Source organism: Streptomyces sp. Root1310, assembly GCF_001426425.1.
Taxonomy (GTDB): domain Bacteria; phylum Actinomycetota; class Actinomycetes; order Streptomycetales; family Streptomycetaceae; genus Streptomyces.
Genome location: NZ_LMEQ01000001.1, coordinates 902,162 through 918,976 on the forward strand (window position 1 = coordinate 902,162; position 16,815 = coordinate 918,976).

The 16,815-nt window shown below is 72.5% G+C and carries 13 protein-coding genes; 10 read left to right on the forward strand and 3 right to left on the reverse strand.

Annotation, left to right across the window (positions count from 1 at the left end; translation table 11 throughout):
• Window positions 1–167 precede the first annotated feature (167 nt).
• From ASD48_RS04090 to nirD, 3 genes are read left to right on the forward strand one after another with little or no spacing between them, the layout of a single operon-like run.
• Window positions 168–1,382 (forward strand): FAD-dependent oxidoreductase, encoded by a 1,215-nt coding sequence (locus tag ASD48_RS04090; RefSeq protein ID WP_057599949.1) that lies wholly within the window; start codon window positions 168–170, stop codon window positions 1,380–1,382.
• Window positions 1,382–3,985 (forward strand): nitrite reductase large subunit NirB, encoded by a 2,604-nt coding sequence (nirB, locus tag ASD48_RS04095; RefSeq protein ID WP_057599950.1) that lies wholly within the window; start codon window positions 1,382–1,384, stop codon window positions 3,983–3,985. Before ASD48_RS04090 ends, nirB begins: the two co-directional genes overlap by 1 nt.
• Window positions 3,982–4,332, forward strand: coding sequence for a nitrite reductase small subunit NirD (nirD, locus tag ASD48_RS04100; RefSeq protein WP_057599951.1), 351 nt, complete (start codon window positions 3,982–3,984; stop codon window positions 4,330–4,332). The genes nirB and nirD overlap by 4 nt, the downstream gene beginning before the upstream one ends.
• Window positions 4,333–4,351: 19 nt before the next feature.
• On the opposite strand, the gene ASD48_RS04105 is transcribed toward nirD, so the two are convergent.
• Both ASD48_RS04105 and ASD48_RS41515 read right to left on the reverse strand, forming a co-directional pair.
• Entirely contained in the window at window positions 4,352–5,947 is a 1,596-nt protein-coding gene (locus tag ASD48_RS04105; protein ID WP_057599952.1) for an ATP-binding protein, read from the reverse strand.
• On the reverse strand, window positions 5,944–7,074 hold the full coding sequence (locus ASD48_RS41515) for a response regulator transcription factor (protein ID WP_079073595.1): 1,131 nt from the start codon (window positions 7,072–7,074) through the stop codon (window positions 5,944–5,946). The genes ASD48_RS04105 and ASD48_RS41515 overlap by 4 nt, the downstream gene beginning before the upstream one ends.
• Window positions 7,075–7,318: 244 nt before the next feature.
• Between ASD48_RS41515 and ASD48_RS04115 the strand changes: the two genes are divergently transcribed.
• From ASD48_RS04115 to ASD48_RS44110, 3 genes are all read left to right on the forward strand, one after another.
• Window positions 7,319–7,924, forward strand: a complete 606-nt coding sequence (locus ASD48_RS04115) for a carbonic anhydrase (RefSeq protein ID WP_057600992.1) — start codon at window positions 7,319–7,321, stop codon at window positions 7,922–7,924.
• A 392-nt stretch (window positions 7,925–8,316) separates the two neighbouring features.
• Window positions 8,317–10,104: a SulP family inorganic anion transporter gene (locus tag ASD48_RS04120; RefSeq protein WP_242432542.1), complete on the forward strand. Its 1,788-nt coding sequence runs from the start codon at window positions 8,317–8,319 to the stop codon at window positions 10,102–10,104.
• A 396-nt stretch (window positions 10,105–10,500) separates the two neighbouring features.
• The gene (locus ASD48_RS44110; RefSeq protein WP_157880601.1) at window positions 10,501–11,049 is read left to right on the forward strand and encodes a hypothetical protein; all 549 of its coding nucleotides are present in this window, start codon (window positions 10,501–10,503) and stop codon (window positions 11,047–11,049) included.
• 24 nt (window positions 11,050–11,073) lie between these two features.
• Here the strand turns inward: ASD48_RS44110 and ASD48_RS04135 are convergent, their stop codons facing one another.
• Window positions 11,074–12,015: an oxidoreductase gene (locus ASD48_RS04135; protein WP_057599955.1), complete on the reverse strand. Its 942-nt coding sequence runs from the start codon at window positions 12,013–12,015 to the stop codon at window positions 11,074–11,076.
• Between the two features lie 255 nt (window positions 12,016–12,270).
• On the opposite strand from ASD48_RS04135, the gene ASD48_RS04140 reads away from it, so the two are divergent.
• From ASD48_RS04140 to ASD48_RS04155, 4 genes are all read left to right on the forward strand, one after another.
• A complete protein-coding gene (locus ASD48_RS04140; RefSeq protein ID WP_057599956.1) occupies window positions 12,271–13,428 on the forward strand; it encodes an alkaline phosphatase PhoX in 1,158 nt (385 codons plus the stop codon).
• A gap of 374 nt (window positions 13,429–13,802) precedes the next feature.
• A complete protein-coding gene (locus ASD48_RS04145; RefSeq protein ID WP_057599957.1) occupies window positions 13,803–14,801 on the forward strand; it encodes a hypothetical protein in 999 nt (332 codons plus the stop codon).
• Between the two features lie 213 nt (window positions 14,802–15,014).
• Entirely contained in the window at window positions 15,015–15,521 is a 507-nt protein-coding gene (locus tag ASD48_RS04150) for an excalibur calcium-binding domain-containing protein (RefSeq protein ID WP_057599958.1), read from the forward strand.
• Window positions 15,522–15,677: 156 nt separating this feature from the next.
• A complete protein-coding gene (locus tag ASD48_RS04155) occupies window positions 15,678–16,754 on the forward strand; it encodes an alpha/beta hydrolase (protein WP_057599959.1) in 1,077 nt (358 codons plus the stop codon).
• Window positions 16,755–16,815 lie beyond the last annotated feature (61 nt).

The following is a 16,815-nucleotide window of genomic DNA, read 5'->3' on the forward strand; positions in this document are numbered from 1 at the left end:
GCGGCCGGGGGCGGCGTCACACCTGGGCGGGACCGTCGGCCCGTGACCGGGCGGGGGCGGGTGGGCACAACCCTCACACCCCCGGCCCGGCCCCGCTGAGGGCAGCGTTCCTCGCGGGAAACAACGGTGATGCGGTCGGGTAACGTCGACAACGCACGCTCCTGGACATGACCTCGAATTCGCGTGTGGTGGTGATCGGCGCCGGCCTCGCGGGCGTACGACTCGCCCGCCGGCTCGGCGAGCTGGGCACGCCCGCGCTGCTGATCGGCGAGGAGGAGCACCGGCCCTACAACCGGGTCCTGCTCGCCGAGGTGCTGGCCGGCCGGTACTCCCCCGAGGTGATCGCGCTGCCCGCGCCCGCCGGCCTGGTCCGGGGCCGGGTCACCGGCATCGACCGCGACCGGCGGACCGTGGCCTGCGCGGACGGCTCGGAGATCGCATACGACACCCTGGTCCTGGCCACCGGCTCCAACCCGGTGCTGCCGCCCCTGCGCGGTCTGTTCACCCCCGACCACGTCCTGCCGGAGGGCGTCCACGCCTTCCGCACCATGGACGACTGCCTCGGCCTGTCGAAGGCGGTACGGCCGGGTGTGCGGGCGGTCGTCATCGGCGGCGGGCTCCTCGGGGTCTCCGCGGCCCGTGCGCTCGCGGTACGCGGCGCGCAGGTCGTCCTCGCCCAGCAGGCCGAGCGGCTCATGGAGCGCCAGCTCGACCCGAACGCGTCCAAGCTGGTGCTGCGGCACCTGAGGGACCTCGGCGTCGAGGTCCACACCGAGTGCCGGGTCCGCGACGTGCGCTGCGTCGGCGGCGCCGTCCGCTCGGTGGAGATGGCCGACGGGTACGCCCTCGACGCCGACCTGGTGGTGCTGGCCTGCGGGGTATCCCCCCGCGCCGGACTCGCCAAGGCGGCGGGGCTCGCCGTCCACAAGGGCATCCTGGTCGACGACGAACTCCGCACCTCCGACCCGTACATCCGGGCGATCGGCGACTGCGCGCAGCACGACGGGAACGTGTACGGGCTGGCCGCGCCCGCGCTGGAACAGGCGGACGTACTCGCGGAGTCGCTCGCCGGAGACCCGGGCGCCCGGTACGCCGGCACCCGCGCCCTCACCCGGCTCACCCTCGCCGGGCACAGCGCCTTCGACCTCGCCGCGTTCGGCGAGACGGAACCCCGCCCGGGCGACGACGTCGTACAGCTCGCCGACGCCACCCGGGGCACCTACCGCAAGGTCGTCGTCCGCGACGACCGCCTGGTCGGCGGGGTCCTCGTCGGCGAACTCGGCACCGTCGGCGCGCTGGCGCGCGCCTGGGAGGGAGCAGAGCCGCTCCCCTCCGACGGCGGCCCCCTGCTCCACCTGCTCACCAACGACGGAGGCTCCTGATGACCGCCACCCCCGGGGGCACCCCCACGATCGTGCTCGTCGGCCACGGCATGGTCGGCCAGCGCTTCCTCGAGGCGCTCGCCGAGCGCGGCCTGACCGCCACGCACCGCGTGGTCGTGCTCTGTGAGGAGCCGCGTCCCGCCTACGACCGCGTGCAGCTCACCTCGTACTTCTCGGGCAAGACGCCCGAGGACCTGTCGATGACCGACATGGGGTTCATCGCCGACCACGGCATCGAGCTGTACGTCGGCGACCCCGCGGAGACGATCGACCGCGAGGCCCGCAAGGTGACGGCCCGCTCGGGACTGACGGTCGACTACGACATCCTCGTCCTGGCCACCGGCTCCTACCCGTTCGTGCCGCCCGTCCCGAACAAGGACGCCGAGGGCTGCTTCGTCTACCGCACGATCGAGGACCTCCTCGCGATCGAGGAGTACGCCCGCACGAGGACGACGGGTGCGGTCGTCGGCGGCGGTCTGCTCGGACTCGAGGCGGCCGGTGCGCTCAAGGGCCTCGGGCTCACCTCCCACATCGTGGAGTTCGCGCCCCGGCTGATGCCGGTCCAGGTCGACGAGGGCGGTGGCGCCGCGCTGCTGCGCACCATCGAGGACATGGGACTGTCCGTCCACACGGGCGTGGGCACCCAGGAGATCGTCGTCGACGAGTCCGGCGCCGTCACCGGCATGAAGCTCTCCGACGGCTCCGAACTCGCCACCGACCTGGTGGTGTTCAGCGCCGGAGTCCGCCCCCGCGACCAGCTGGCCCGCGAGTGCGGCCTGACGGTCGGCGAGCGGGGCGGCATCGCCGTCGACGAGCAGTGCCGCACGGTGAACGACCCGCACGTGTTCGCGATCGGCGAGTGCGCGCTGGCCGCCGACGGCCGGGTGTACGGCCTGGTCGCCCCCGGCTACGAGCAGGCCATCACGGTCGCCGCGACCATCGCCGCCGACGAGTCCGAGCAGCTGACCTTCACCGGCGCCGACCTCTCCACCAAGCTGAAGCTGCTCGGTGTGGACGTGGCGTCCTTCGGCGACGCGCACGGCACCGCCGAGGACTGCCTCGACGTCGTCTACTCCGACTCCCGCTCGGGCCTGTACAAGAAGCTGGTCATCGGCCGCGACGGCACGCTGCTCGGCGGCATCCTGGTCGGCGACGCGGAGGCGTACGGCACCCTGCGCGCCTTCACCGGCTCCGTACCGCCCGTCGCCCCCGAGTCCCTGGTCCTGCCGGCCGGTACCGGGGAGTCCGTCCAGCTCGGCCCGTCCGCGCTGCCGGACGAGGCGATCATCTGCTCCTGCCACAACGTGTCGAAGGGCACGATCCGCGGCGCGGTGACGGAGCACTCCTGCACCACCGTGCCCGAGGTGAAGAAGTGCACCAAGGCCGGTACCGGCTGCGGCAGCTGCGTCAAGGTGCTCGGCCAGCTGGTCACCGCCGAGCTGGAGGCGAGCGGCGTCGAGGTCGACAAGGGCCTGTGCGGCTGCTTCGCGCAGACCCGCGAGGAGCTGTACGAGATCGTCCTCGCCCTGCGCATCAACACCTACCAGGACCTCCTCGACCGCTACGGCCGGGACGGCGCCCGGGGCGGCGACGGCTGCGAGATCTGCAAGCCGGCCGTCGGCTCGATCATCGCCTCGCTGGCCCCGACGATCGGCGCGAGCGGCTATGTCCTGGACGGCGAGCAGGCGGCCCTCCAGGACAGCAACGACCACTTCCTCGCCAACCTCCAGAAGAACGGCTCCTACTCGGTCGTCCCGCGCATCCCCGGCGGTGAGATCACCCCCGAGGGCCTGATCGTGATCGGTGAGATCGCCCGCGACTTCGGCCTCTACACGAAGATCACCGGCGGCCAGCGGATCGACATGTTCGGCGCCCGGGTGGAGCAGCTCCCGCTGATCTGGACCCGGCTGGTGGACGCCGGCTTCGAGTCCGGTCACGCCTACGGCAAGTCGCTGCGCACGGTGAAGTCCTGCGTCGGCCAGACCTGGTGCCGCTACGGCGTCCAGGACTCCGTCCGCATGGCGATCGACCTGGAGCTGCGCTACCGGGGGCTGCGCTCCCCGCACAAGCTCAAGTCGGCGGTGTCGGGCTGCGCCCGCGAGTGCGCCGAGGCCCAGTCGAAGGACTTCGGCATCATCGCCACCTCCAACGGCTGGAACCTCTACGTCGGCGGCAACGGCGGCGCCACCCCGCGCCACGCCGACCTGCTCGCCCAGGACCTCGACGACACCGAACTGGTGCGCCTCATCGACCGGTTCCTGATGTTCTACATCCGCACCGCCGACCGCCTGGAACGCACCTCGACCTGGTTGGACCGGATCCCCGGCGGCCTGGACCACGTACGGGACGTGGTGGTGGAGGACTCGCTCGGCATCTGCGAGGAGCTGGAGTCCCTGATGACCGACCACGTCGCGCACTACGCCGACGAGTGGGCCACCACCATCAACGACCCGGAGAAGCTCGCCCGGTTCGTGTCCTTCGTCAACGCGCCCGACACCCCCGACCCCGTCGTCGGCTTCGTGCCCGAGCGCGACCAGATCAAGCCCGACCTGCCGTTGCTGTCCATCGGCCACCGTCCCCTGGAAGGGAGCGCCCAGCGATGACCCTGGCACTCGAGACGACCGACCTCAAGGTCCAGCTCCGGCTGGAGGACCAGTGGTTCACGGTCTGCGACCTCAGCCAACTGATCCCCGGCCGCGGCGTGGCCGCCCTGCTGCCCGACGGCCGCCAGGTCGCCCTGTTCCGGGACCGGGCGGGTGAGCTGTACGCCGTCGACAACCGCGACCCGTTCGGCGGCGCGGCCGTCCTGTCCCGCGGCCTGACCGGTAGCCTCGACGGCCGCACGTTCGTCGCCTCCCCCCTGCTCAAGCAGCGTTTCGACCTGCTGAGCGGGAGGTGCCTGGACGACGACACGGTGCGCATCGCCACCTACCAGGTGCGCACCGCCTGACGCCCGCCCCCGCCCCCGCCTACCGCCGGCCCGGTGTCGTCGCTTGCAGACGTCTGGCCGGACGCCGGGCGGGGGCGCCGTTGACCGTGCCGCCACCGGTGCCCGCGCTGCCGCCTGTGCCCGCGCTGCCGCCGGTTTTCCCGGTGCCGCCCGTGTTCCCGGTGCCGGCGGGCCGGGCCGGTACCGCCGGGAGCCGGACCACCGCGTCGAGGCCGCCGCGCGGCGCGGGCCGCAGGACCACCTCGCCACCGCTCGCGTGGGCGAGGCGCTGCACCAGGGCGAGGCCCAGACCGGTACCGCCCTTGGGGGCGTCCGGGGCGCGCCAGAAGCGGTCGAAGGCACGCCGGCGCTGCTCCTCGGTCATACCGGGGCCCTCGTCCATGACGTGCAGCTCGATCCAGCCGGGACCGGCCGGGCGGTGCGGATGCCGCTGCGGGTGGCGGTGCGGGAAGCGGCGCTCGTGGGGCATGTGGAGGCGTGGGTCGACGGAGACCGTGGAGCCCGGGGGCGCCACCCGCAGGGCGTTGGAGAGCAGGTTGTCGAGGATCTGCTCCACGGCCCCCGGCAGCGCCAGCACCTCGCCCGAGTAGTCCCCCGCCAGCGCCAGCCACACGCCGTGCTGCTCGAACAGCGGCGTCCAGGCGCGGTGCCGCTCCGCGCAGACCCGGCCCAGGTCGACCGGCTCCCGCTCCACGGCGCTCTCGTCGAGCCGGGCCATGGCGAGCAGCCCCTCGACCATCCGGGCCAGCCGGTCGGTCTCGGTCAGCGCGGCGGTGAGCGAGCCCCGCGCGTTCAGGGCGATGTCGTTCTCCAGGTTCTCCAGCCGCAGCCGCAGTGCCGCGAGGGGCGTCTTCAGCTGGTGCGAGGCCTCACCGGCGAAGGCCCGCTGGGAGGCCAGCAGGTGTTCCAGGCGGGCGGCGGTCCGGTTGAAGGTCGCGGCGAGACTGCGGACCTCCGGCGGCCCCTTGGTGATCGCCACCGGGACGGCGGTGCCGCCCATCGCCAACTCATGCGTGGCGTGCTCCAGTTCACGGATCGGGCGACCGGTCCAGCGGGCGACGACGAACCCCAGCGCGGCCACCGCGGCGAGCACCGCCAGTCCGCCCAGGGCCAGCAACAGCCAGACGTGGTGCACCCGTTCGGACACCATCCGGGTCGGCACGGTGATCCGGACGGCACCCTGTTCCTCGACGCCGTGGCGTACCGGGGTGGCCACCGCGAGGTACTGCACACCACCGATGGTGGAGGTACGCACGTCGGCCGTGGCGGTACCGCGCAGGGCGGCGGCGATGCCCGGCCAGGAGGCGAGCTTGCCCTCCTCCCGCCCGGTGAGCGGATGCGACGAGGCCAGCAGGTTGCCGCTCCCGTCGACGATCAGCACCTTGCCGCCGATGCGCTCGGCGCAGTGCGCGGCCCGCGCGGGCAGGTCCTGCGCCGCCCGGCCCGCCGAGATGGACAGCGAGGCGAACGCCGAGACCGACTCCGCCTCGTCCGTCGCCGCGTTGATCACCCGCTCCCGCTCCCCGCGCGAGTAGACGAAGCCCAGCGGGATCTCCAGGCAGAGCAGGACCAGGGCGGCGAGGGTGAGATAGCCGAGCAGCAGCCGACGGGTCATCGGTAGGCCGCCGAGCGCCGGTCGTAGCCGTGGGGTGCGGGGGCGTGGGGGGCGTGGGGGGCGTGGGCGTGGGGTGCGGGGGCCGACGGCTCGTAGGCGCTCCGGGGCCGGTCGGGCTGGGGGTGCGCGGGCGGGGCGAAGGCAGGTCCGGCAGGGGCCGGTGGGGCGGAGGCCGGTGGGGCGGAGGCCGGTGAGGTGGCGGCCGGTGGTTCGTACGGCTGTCGCGCGCTCGGGGAGGAGGTGTGCACCGCCAGCCGGAAACCCACTCCGCGAAGCGTCTGGATCCAGGCCGGGTTGCCCAACTTCCTGCGCAGGGTGGCCACATGGACGTCCAGCGTCTTGGTCGGCCCCTGGTAGTGCGGGTCCCACACCCGGTCCAGGATCTGCTGGCGTGAGTACACGGCCCCCGGATCCTCGGTGAGCAGCGCGAGCAGTTCGAATTCCTTGGGCGTCAGGGCCACCACCTCCTCCCCCACCCACACCTGCCGGGTCCGCCGGTCGACGACCAGGGGACCGGCGGCGGCTGCGGCGGAGGCCGGGGCGGCAGCCGTGGCGGCTGTCGTGGCAGTGACCGTAGCGGCGCCTTCGAACGCCTCGAACGCCTCGTAGGCTCCGGTCGCCCCGAACGCTGCCGTCGTATCGGACGTCGGGGCCGCCTCGGGCGTCAGGGGCGCCAGGGGCGCCTGGGAGGCGAGGGGGGCGGTGACCGCCGACGCGAAGGGCTCCCCGCCGACCGGCTCGTGTCCCGTGAACTCGCCTTCGGCCAGCCCTCGGTGGGTTCGCCGGGTCACCGCGCGCACCCGCGCCACCAGCTCACGCATGCTGAACGGCTTCGCCAGGTAGTCGTCGGCGCCCAGCTCCAGACCCAGCACACGGTCCGCCTCCTCCCCCCGGGCGCTGAGGATGATGATGGGGACGTCGGAGTTCTGCCGGATGCCCCGGCAGACGTCGATGCCGTCGATGTCGGGCAACCCCAGGTCGAGCAGGACGACATCGCCGTACGGCCCCCTCAGCCCCTCGCCGCCGGTGCCGACGTGACGCACCGCCAGCCCGAAGTTGCCGAGGCCCTCGACGAGCGGTTCGGCGATCGTCCGGTCGTCCTCGATGAGCAGGACTCGTACACCCATGCGTTCCCGTCTCTCCTGTGCGCCGAATTCACGTGGTCCGTGGATCCGTCACGCTACAAGAACGGTCGGGAAAACACCTCGAATCTCCCGGCCAATGTGAGCAGCGGCTCAACTCCGGTCGAAATCTGTCCCATTCTTGTCGGCGGTTTAGTGTTCCTCTAACCTTCGCCTGGCATTGACCCCTCTACGGTGATGAGGAACTGGTCGGACCCCCATGCCGACCAGCTCTGACCTGGGAGGATCCGTGAAGGCACTGCTGGACCGCGCCCGCTCGTTCAAACGGCGGGTCGACTTCGAGAGCGGCGAATACCGGCGACTGGCCGAAGGCCAATATCCCGAGGCATTGTTCATCACCTGCTCGGACTCACGGGTGATACCCGCACTGATCACGGGCGCGCGGCCCGGTGAGATATTCGAGCTGCGGAACGCGGGGAATATCGTTCCGCCGCACGGCCGGCAGGGCGCCTCCGGCGAGGCGGCCACCATCGAGTACGCGCTGGAGGTGCTCGGCGTTCAGGACATCGTGGTGTGCGGCCACTCCCACTGCGGTGCGATGGGCGCCCTCAAGTCCGGCGACGACCTGTCCGCCCTCCCCGGCGTGGACGCCTGGCTGCAGCTGGCCCGCCCCCGGCTGGCGCCCGTCCTGGACGGCGACGTCGAGGACCCGTCGATGCCGGACGTCGCCCAGCTGAACGTCGTCAACCAGCTTGCGGCGCTGCGCGGTTACCCGGCGACGCAGCGGCGTCTCGACTCCGGGCGACTGCGCCTGCACGGCTGGTACTACGAGGTGCACACCGGTCAGGTGCACGAGCTGGACGAGGACGGCCTGTTCCGGGTGCACGCGGCATGAGCGGCGCACACGCCAGGCACGCCCGGGGCCGGGGTACGGGCACCGGCACCGCTTCGGGCGCGGAGTGGGACCCGGGCGCCGACCGGGACACGGGCGCGGAGTGGGGAGCGGGCGCGGACTGGAGCGCCGGGGACAGTGACGGCAGGGGCCGCACGTTCGGGGAGGCGGCCGGGCTGACCGGGCCGCCGCCCCGGCCGGCGCCACCGCGGCCCATGTCCCCTCCGCCGCCCACACGCCCGCCCGCGCAGACACCGACACCGACGCCCGGGTGGGACTCCGCCGCGGAGGCCGCCTCCAAGCACACGGCGAAGGTCGCCTCGCAGGACACGGTGCCGGGCACAGCGAAGGGCACGGCGGCAGGTACGGCGGCAGGCACCGCGATGGGCACGGCGATGGCCACCCTGAAAGCGGCTGCGCAGAAGGGCGATCTGGCCACCGAGATCACCGCGTCCCTCGTCGTCTTCCTGGTCGCGCTCCCGCTGTGCATCGGCGTGGCCGTCGCCTCGGGCGTCTCCCCCGAACTGGGCATCATCTCGGGAGTCATCGGCGGCCTGGTGGTGGGCGCGGCACGCGGCAGCACGCTTCAGGTGAGCGGCCCGGCCGCCGGTCTCGCCGCACTGGTCGCCGAGACCGTGCTGGAGTACGGCGTCGCCATGCTCGGCGTGATCGTGCTCTTCTCGGGCCTCCTCCAGATCGTCCTCGGCCTGGTGAAACTGGGCCGGTTCTTCCAGGCGATCTCCCTGGCCGTCGTCCAGGGCATGCTCGCGGGCATCGGCCTGCCACTGATGTTCAGCCAGGCGTACCCGGTGGCGGACGCGAAGGCCCCCGGTACCCCGCTGGAGAACATGGCCGGCATCCCCGGCCTGCTCGCGGACACGGTCGCCGACCCGCAGGCGATGATCGCCGCCGGGCTGGGCGTCGTCACGGTCGTCCTGAGCTTCCTGTGGAAGAAGGCGCCGGGTCCGGTCAGGAAGGTACCCGCGGCCCTGGTCGCGGTGGGCATCGGCATCGCGGTCGCCGCGCTGCCGGGCGTCGACGTCAAGACCCTCCAGGTGGGCAATCTGCTGGCCTCCGTCGACGTGCCGGGGGCGGAGCAGTTCGCGGGTCTGGCGGACGCCGGGATCATCACCGCGATCCTGACCTTCACCGTGATCGCCTCGGCGGAATCGCTGTTCACGGCGGCCGCGGTGGACCGTATGCACGACGGTCCGCGCACCCGCTACAACCCCGAGCTGATCGCCCAGGGCGCCGGCAACACGCTCGCGGGACTCCTCGGCGCCCTGCCCGTCACGGCGGTGGTGGCCCGCAGTTCGGCGAACGTCCAGGCGGGCGCCAGGACCCGGCTCTCCCGCACCCTGCACGGCCTGTGGCTGCTGGCGTTCGCGCTGCTGCTCCCCCAGGTGCTGGCCCTGATCCCGATCTCGGTCCTGGCGGGCGTACTCGTGCACAGCGGCTGGAAGCTCTTCGCTCCCGACGAGTTCCCGAAGATGTGGCGGCAGGACCGGGGCGAGTTCGCCGTCATGACGCTCACCACCCTGGTCATCGTGGCGACGGCGCTCCTGGAGGGCGTCCTGATCGGCCTCGCGGCGGGCATCGTGCTGGCCGCGGTGCGGATGTCCCGGACGGTCATCCGGCAGCACACCGAGGACGACACCGCGAAGGTGGTGATGGCGGGCAACGCGACCTTCCTGCGGCTGCCCCAGGTCATCGAGGCCCTGGAGACCGCCGCCGAGGCCGGCAAACCCCGCATCCGGCTCGATCTCACCGGCGTGACCCACCTCGACCACGCCTGCCGCAGCCAGGTGGAGGAGTTCACCGCCCAGCAGCGCGCCAAGGGCCTGCGGGTGGAACTGCTGATGCCGGGCCCGGCGGGACGACCGACCGCGGAGGAGGAAGCGGCCTCGGCAGCCGACGACCCCCGGCCCGCCGCCCCGCTGCCCCGCCGCCGGACGGCCCCCGCGCCCGCCACCGTCTCCGCCGCCGCTCCCGGCCCCACCGCCGAGTGGTTCTACCTGGACACCACGCCGATGCCGGAGGACTTCGCGCAGCGGTACGCGGAGGAGTACGCCCCGGGGTACGCGCAGGGCTACCCGCGGGACCACCGGGAGGCTTACCCGCAGGGCTACGCGGAGGGGTACGCGGACGAGTACACCTCCGGGTTCGCGCGGGGGCAGGCGTGACCACGGGACGGGCGCGACCAGGGCACGGGCACGGGCGCACGCACCGGCACCAGCACCGGCGCGCACGGGGCACGGGGCACGGGCGCGACCAGGGCGCGCGCAGAGGAACGGGTACCGGCAGAGGAACGGGTACCGGCAGAGGAACGGGTACGGGCAGACCCACGGCCCGGACGGCACGCGCCGTCCACACGTCTCACCGTTCGTCGACTCGTCCGTTCCCCGGCCCATCGGCCCCTCACGGCCGCACCGGTCACGCATGGCGGGCCGCCCGTACCACCCCCGTGCTTCCCACACCCCCGGACCCGTCGACGCGACCGCAACCCGAGCGCGTGGACCGGTGTCCCTCACGGCATCGGCCGACGGGCAGACGCGGCCGACGGAGATCGAGGGACGACCATGAACCTTTCGCGCACCTCACGCACCACACCCGGCCGGGCCACCACGCTCGGCGTCACGGCGGCCGTATTGGCCACCGCGACGATGGCCACACTCACCGTCACATCGGCGTCGGCGTCGGCCTCGGCGTCTGCGTCGGCGTCGGCGTCGGCGTCGGCCTCGGCGTCTGCGTCGGCGTCGGGGAATCGGGCAGCCACCGGCGCCCAGGCGCACGCAGGCGCCCCGTACGCCTGGGCCACCCGCAGGGGCAGCACCATCGGCATCTACGGCATCGACCTGCACGGTCGCGGCTTCACCGTGGGCGCCACGGCACGGATGGCCCTGTTCAGGGACTCGGGCCCGCGTGGCATTCCGGTCTGGACGAGGGACGTGACGGCCCGCCGGATCAACGGCCGCCCCGGTGGTGCCTTCGACGTGACCACGGGGCTGCTGGACTGCACGGCGTACGGCTACCCGAAGGACTCCACCGTGATGGTGTGGGACATCGCCACCAACGCGTGGTCCAACAAGGTCCGTGTCTCCACGGGCTGCAACCGATCCCTGAGGTGAGCGGCGAGGCGGCCGAGCCGGGGCTCAGCCCTTGAGGGCCTCGCAGGACACCCCGGTCAGCTGCTCGGAGGCGGCCCACAGCCGCTCCCCCGCCCGGTCGTCGAGGGTCCAGGGTGCTCGCCGTGACGGCGCGGGGGCCCCACGCCACATCGCCAGTGACGGCCCGGTGAACGAGTCCGGGCGGACCCCGGGCGCGGTCGCCGCGTACAGGGCGGGCAGCGCCCCGGCCTCGGCGGGCTGGGCGAGGACCCGGTTGCCGAGCGCCATCAGCCGCTCGGCGACCCGGCGCCCCTCCGCCCGCGGCCCCGCCGTCTGGAGGTTGGTCGCCGCGTATCCCGGATGCGCGGCCGCCGCGACGACCTCGGACCCGGCCGCCGTGAGTCTGCGCGCCAGCTCGTGCGTGAAGAGCAGGTTGGCGGTCTTCGTACGGCCGTAGGCGATCCAACGCCGGTACTTGCGATCTGAGTTGAGATCGTCCGGGTCGATGTTGCCGAGCAGGTGCACCATGCTGGAGACGGTCACGATCCGCGTCGCCCCGGCCGGTCGGTCCGGCGCGGCGAGCAGCGCGGGCAGGAGCAGCCCCGTGAGGGCGAAGTGCCCGAGATGATTCACCCCGAACTGCGTCTCGAACCCGTCGGCGGTGGTGCCGTACGGCACCGCCATCACGCCCGCGTTGTTGACGAGCAGGTCGAGCCGGTCGTACGGCAGGGCGTCCGCGAACTCTCGTACGGAGGCAAGGTCCCCGAGCTCGAGCCGCCGCAACTCCGCCTGCGCGTAAGGCACTTCCTCGCACAGTCGCCGGACGGCCTCCCGCCCCCGTGTCTCGCTCCGGCAGGCCAGCACCACCCGCGCCCCCTTGCGGGCGAGCTCGCGCGCGGTGACGTACCCGAGCCCGCTGTTCGCCCCGGTGACGACGGCGGTGCGACCGCTCTGGTCAGGGATGTCGTGCGTGCTCCAGCCGGTCATGGCCGTACTCCCTCCGCAGTGTGCACGAACCACAAAGCTCACGGACCACAAAGTTCACGGACCGCAAAGCTCACGGCCGCAGCGTGCACGGGCAGCCTACGGCGCTCCCGGTCACCCAGCCCGCATCTCCCCGTTACGACATGTCCACGACATAGCTACCCTGCACTTCTAGCGTTCGGCAGCGCACGACCCTGAACGACCCCGTCGCCGGGACCGGCGTACGGGCGGTTCACCACACCACCCCTGGGAGTGAGCGTGGAACGTCGTACCTTCCTGCGTGCGGCCGCGATCGGCGGCTCCTCCGCCGTGCTCGGCGGAACCCTCTGGCGCGGCGCCGCCTACGCCGCCCCGGCCCAACCCGGCACAGGCCCCTACGGGGCGCTCGGCGCGGCCGACGCCAACGGCATCCGGCTCCCGAGCGGCTTCACCAGCCGGGTGATCGCCCGCTCCGGCCAGACGGTGTCCGGAACCTCGTACACCTGGCACAACGCCCCCGACGGCGGCGCCTGTTACGCGGACGGCACGGGCTGGATCTACGTCTCCAACTCGGAGATCAACCCGTCGGGCGGCGCGAGCGCGGTGAAGTTCTCGGCGACGGGGACGATCACCGCCGCGTACCGCGTCCTCTCCGCCACCCGCCAGAACTGCGCGGGCGGCAAGACCCCGTGGAACACCTGGCTGTCCTGCGAGGAGGTCGACCGCGGGTACGTCTACGAGACCGACCCCTGGGGCACGAAGGCGGCGGTCCGCCGGGACGCGATGGGCCGGTTCAAGCACGAGGCGGCCGCCGCCGACCCGGTCCGCAAGGTGCTCTACCTGACCGAGGACGTGACCGACGGGTGCTTCTACCGTTTCCGGCCGACGAGCTGGGGCGACCTGTCCTCGGGAACACTGGAGGTCCTGGTGGCCGGCACGGCCACGAGCGGCCCCGTGACCTGGTCCCCGGTGCCCGACCCGACCGGCGCCACCGCCACCCGCAACCAGGTGTCCGGCGCCAAGCGCTTCAACGGCGGCGAGGGCTGCTACTACGCCGACGACACCTGCTGGTTCACGACGAAGGGCGACAACCGGGTCTGGCAGTACAACGCGGCCGCCCAGACGATCGAACTCGCCTACGACGACTCGCTGGTGACGTCCGGCACCCCTCCCCTCACCGGAGTGGACAACGTCACGGGCTCCTCCTCCGGTGACCTGTTCGTGGCGGAGGACGGCGGCACCATGGACATCTGCCTCATCACCCCCGACGACGTGGTCGCGCCCTTCCTGCACATCGACGGCCAGTCGGGCTCCGAGATCACGGGCCCGGCCTTCTCCCCGGACGGCACCCGCCTGTACTTCTCCAGCCAGCGCGGTACGAGCGGCAGTTCGTCGGGCGGCATCACCTACGAGGTGAAGGGGCCGTTCCGGACGTAGGGACGCCCGGGGGCAGGCACTTGCACTTCGGCGTGGGGGCCGTGGACGGCGAGCGGGATTGACAGGAACTCGACAGCCGAACGGAGGAACGGGGTGGGGCGGCGGCTCGTTACTCGCCACGAAGCCGAAGCGGAGCGACACCACACACCGGGTGGCCACAGCCGCACCCGGTGTGGCCGCGGTTCGCCGCGTCACGCGTGAGCAGAGGCACGCCGCAAGCAGAGGCACGCCAGATACAGAGGGACGCCGTACACGGAGTCACACCGTACGCAAAGTTCCATCCGTACGCAGAGTTCCGTCCGTACGCAGAGTTCCATCCGTACGCAGAGTTACGCCGTTCGCCGCCCGCACCCCACTCACGGAGGCACGTAACCATGACCCCCACACCCGCCCCCACGCCCGCTGCCGGCCCGTCCCGCCGCGCCGTCCTCGGCAGCGCGGCCCTGGCTGCCGCCCTCACCCTGACGGCCACGGCGTCCCCCGCCGCGACCGCGGCCCCGTCCGCCTCGCGAACCCCCAAGTCCCCTACCGACAAGGACGTTTGGCCGACCGAGTACCCCCTCCCCGACGGCTGGCTCCCCGAGGGCATCGCCATCGGCGGCAAGCCGTACGCCTACCAGGGCTCGCGCGCCAACGGCGGCATCCTCCGCACCGACCTGCGCACCGGCGAGGGCACGGTCCTGTACGCGGGCGGCACCGGCCAGGTGTCGGTCGGCCTGAAGCTCGACCACGACGGCCTGCTGTACGTGGCGGGCAGCACGGGAGTGGCGCGCGTGATCGACTCCCGCACCGGGCTGCTGCTGACGTCCCACCAACTCAGTGCAGCGGTAGGCCACTTCATCAACGACGTGACCCTGCTCGGCGACCGGGCCTGGTTCACCGACTCGCGGGACGCCGTGCTGTACGGCGCCCCGCGCGGCCGGACCGACGGCGAGATCCGCGCCCTTCCGCTCACCGGCGACTGGGTCCAGCTCCCCGACGTGAACAACGCCAACGGAATCGTCGGCACACCGGACGGCCGAGGCCTGATCGTCGTCAAGAGCACACCGGGCGAGCTGTACAACGTGGACGTCAGGACCGGTCACGCCACGAGGATCGCGCTGGTCGGCGCGTCGGACGTGGTGAACGGCGACGGCCTCTACCGCATCGGCCGCACGCTGTACGTGGTCCAGAACCGCCTCAACCTGATCAGCGTCTGGTCGCTGGACCGCACGGCGACCACGGCCACGCTCACCCGCACGATCACCGACCCCCGCTTCGACGTCCCCACCACGGCCGCCCGCTACGGCGACCGCCTCTACCTGGTCAACGCGCGCTTCACCAGCCCGCAGCTCCCGGAGACGACGTTCACGGCGGTAGCGGTGTCCATCTGACGCCCCCCGGCCCACCGCCCGGGAGGAGGGAGGGAGGACGGCACTCGACCAGCGCGGCCGGCACCCTCCACTCTCTCCCTCCCTCCCCCTCTCCCCCATCCCCCGTCGGCTGGGGCGATGCACACAGAAGGTCACAGAACAGCCACTCCTCCCACACCACATGCAAAACGGCCATACCGTCGTCCCCTCACACCACGGCTCCGGGGGACGAACATGAGCAACCCGTACACCACCGCACCCGCCCACAACACCACCCCCCGGTGGGCCAGAAAGAGATACGTCCTGCCCGCCCTCGCCCTCGCCCTGTTCCTCGGCGCGGGCATCGGCGCGGCCGACGGCGACACCACGACGGAGGCGAAGCCGACGTCCGCCGAACCGCGGCCCACGGTGACCGTGACGACCACTGCGACCGAGACCGCCGTCCCCGAACCGGCGGGCACGGTGACCGCCACGGCGACGGAGACGGTGAAGGTGACGAAGACGGTCACGGCGAAGGCGGCGGCGAACGAGGACGGCTCCGGATCCGGCACCGCCGCCGGAGCCGACGATTCCAACGGCTCGGCCGGCTCCGCCGATTCCGGCGATTCCGGCGACTCCGGAAGTGCGTACTACGCCAACTGCGCGGCCGCCCGCGCGGCCGGCGCCGCTCCGGTCCGCGTGGGCGACCCGGGTTACGGGCGCCACCTGGACCGCGACGGCGACGGCGTGGCCTGCGAATAGGGAGACGCAAGGCGCGAGCCGCCGCCGGAGTCGTGGACCCGGCACGCCTGGGCGACCGCCGGCTGTTTGCCGAACCGGCAACAGAACTCGCGCCTTGCGCACCGGGACCACACCCTCGGAACCGACAGCCGATCTCAAGTCCCGGAGGGCCCACCGATGTCGCAGCAGACCGCGAACGACGTGAAACACCGCATGGTCCCCTCACCCGCGGGCCGTCTGCACGTGGTGGAGCAGGGCGAAGGCCCTCTGGTCCTGCTCGTGCACGGCTTCCCCGAGTCCTGGTACTCCTGGCGTCACCAGTTGCCGGCGCTGGCCGCGGCCGGGTACCGCGCGGCCGCCATCGACGTCCGCGGCTACGGCCGTTCCTCCAAGCCCCGCGCCACGGACGCCTACCGCATGACGGAACTGGTGGAGGACAACGCCGCGGCCGTCCACGCCCTGGGCGAGCGGTCCGCGGTGATCGTCGGTCACGACTGGGGTGCGACGATCGCGGCGGACTCCGCCCTGCTGCGCCCGGACGTCTTCCACGCGGTGGGCCTGCTGAGCGTCCCCTACACCCCACCGGGCGGACCGAAACCGAGCGAGGTCTTCGCGCAGATGGGCGCGATGAGTTCGACGGATGCGACGGATGGGGTGAGTGCGGCGGATGAGGCCGGCGGGGAGGGTGGGACGGATGGGGCGAGTGCGGCGGCCGGGGAGGAGGAGTTCTACGTCTCCTACTTCCAGGAACCCGGCCGTGCCGAGGCGGAGATCGAGCCCGACGTACGGGGCTGGCTCGCGGGCTTCTACGCCGCCCTGTCCGCGGACACCATGCCGGCGGCGGGCTCCCCCGACCCCCACTTCGTCACCCGGGGCGGAAAACTGCGCGACCGTTTTCCCGCCGGGGTGCTCCCCGCCTGGCTCACGGAGGCGGATCTCGACGTCTACGCGGAGGAGTTCGAGCGAACCGGCCTGACCGGCGCCCTGAACCGCTACCGCAACATGGACCGCGACTGGGCGGATCTCACGCCCTTCAACGGCGCCCCGATCACCCAGCCGTCCCTGTTCATCGGCGGCGCCCTCGACGCCTCCACGACCTGGCTGGCCGCCGCGATCGAGGCATTCCCCGAGACCCTCCCCGGCCTCTCCTCATCCCACATCATCGAAAACTGCGGCCACTGGCTCCAGCAGGAACACCCCGAACGAACCAACCAACTCCTGACCACCTGGCTGTCCACCCTGCCGACACCCTGAACCCCCATACCCACAACAAAGGGCGGCACCCCCAGGGTGCCGCCCATACTCACGCCCGCTA

Coding starts and splice junctions, on each gene's coding strand:
- ASD48_RS04090 (WP_057599949.1), top strand. CDS start 168: ATGACCTCGAATTCGCGTGTGGTGGTGATCGGCGCCGGCCTCGCGGGC.
- nirB (WP_057599950.1), top strand. CDS start 1,382: ATGACCGCCACCCCCGGGGGCACCCCCACGATCGTGCTCGTCGGCCAC.
- nirD (WP_057599951.1), top strand. CDS start 3,982: ATGACCCTGGCACTCGAGACGACCGACCTCAAGGTCCAGCTCCGGCTG.
- ASD48_RS04105 (WP_057599952.1), bottom strand. CDS start 5,947: ATGACCCGTCGGCTGCTGCTCGGCTATCTCACCCTCGCCGCCCTGGTC.
- ASD48_RS41515 (WP_079073595.1), bottom strand. CDS start 7,074: ATGGGTGTACGAGTCCTGCTCATCGAGGACGACCGGACGATCGCCGAA.
- ASD48_RS04120 (WP_242432542.1), top strand. CDS start 8,317: ATGGCCACCCTGAAAGCGGCTGCGCAGAAGGGCGATCTGGCCACCGAG.
- ASD48_RS44110 (WP_157880601.1), top strand. CDS start 10,501: ATGAACCTTTCGCGCACCTCACGCACCACACCCGGCCGGGCCACCACG.
- ASD48_RS04135 (WP_057599955.1), bottom strand. CDS start 12,015: ATGACCGGCTGGAGCACGCACGACATCCCTGACCAGAGCGGTCGCACC.
- ASD48_RS04145 (WP_057599957.1), top strand. CDS start 13,803: ATGACCCCCACACCCGCCCCCACGCCCGCTGCCGGCCCGTCCCGCCGC.
- ASD48_RS04150 (WP_057599958.1), top strand. CDS start 15,015: ATGAGCAACCCGTACACCACCGCACCCGCCCACAACACCACCCCCCGG.
- ASD48_RS04155 (WP_057599959.1), top strand. CDS start 15,678: ATGTCGCAGCAGACCGCGAACGACGTGAAACACCGCATGGTCCCCTCA.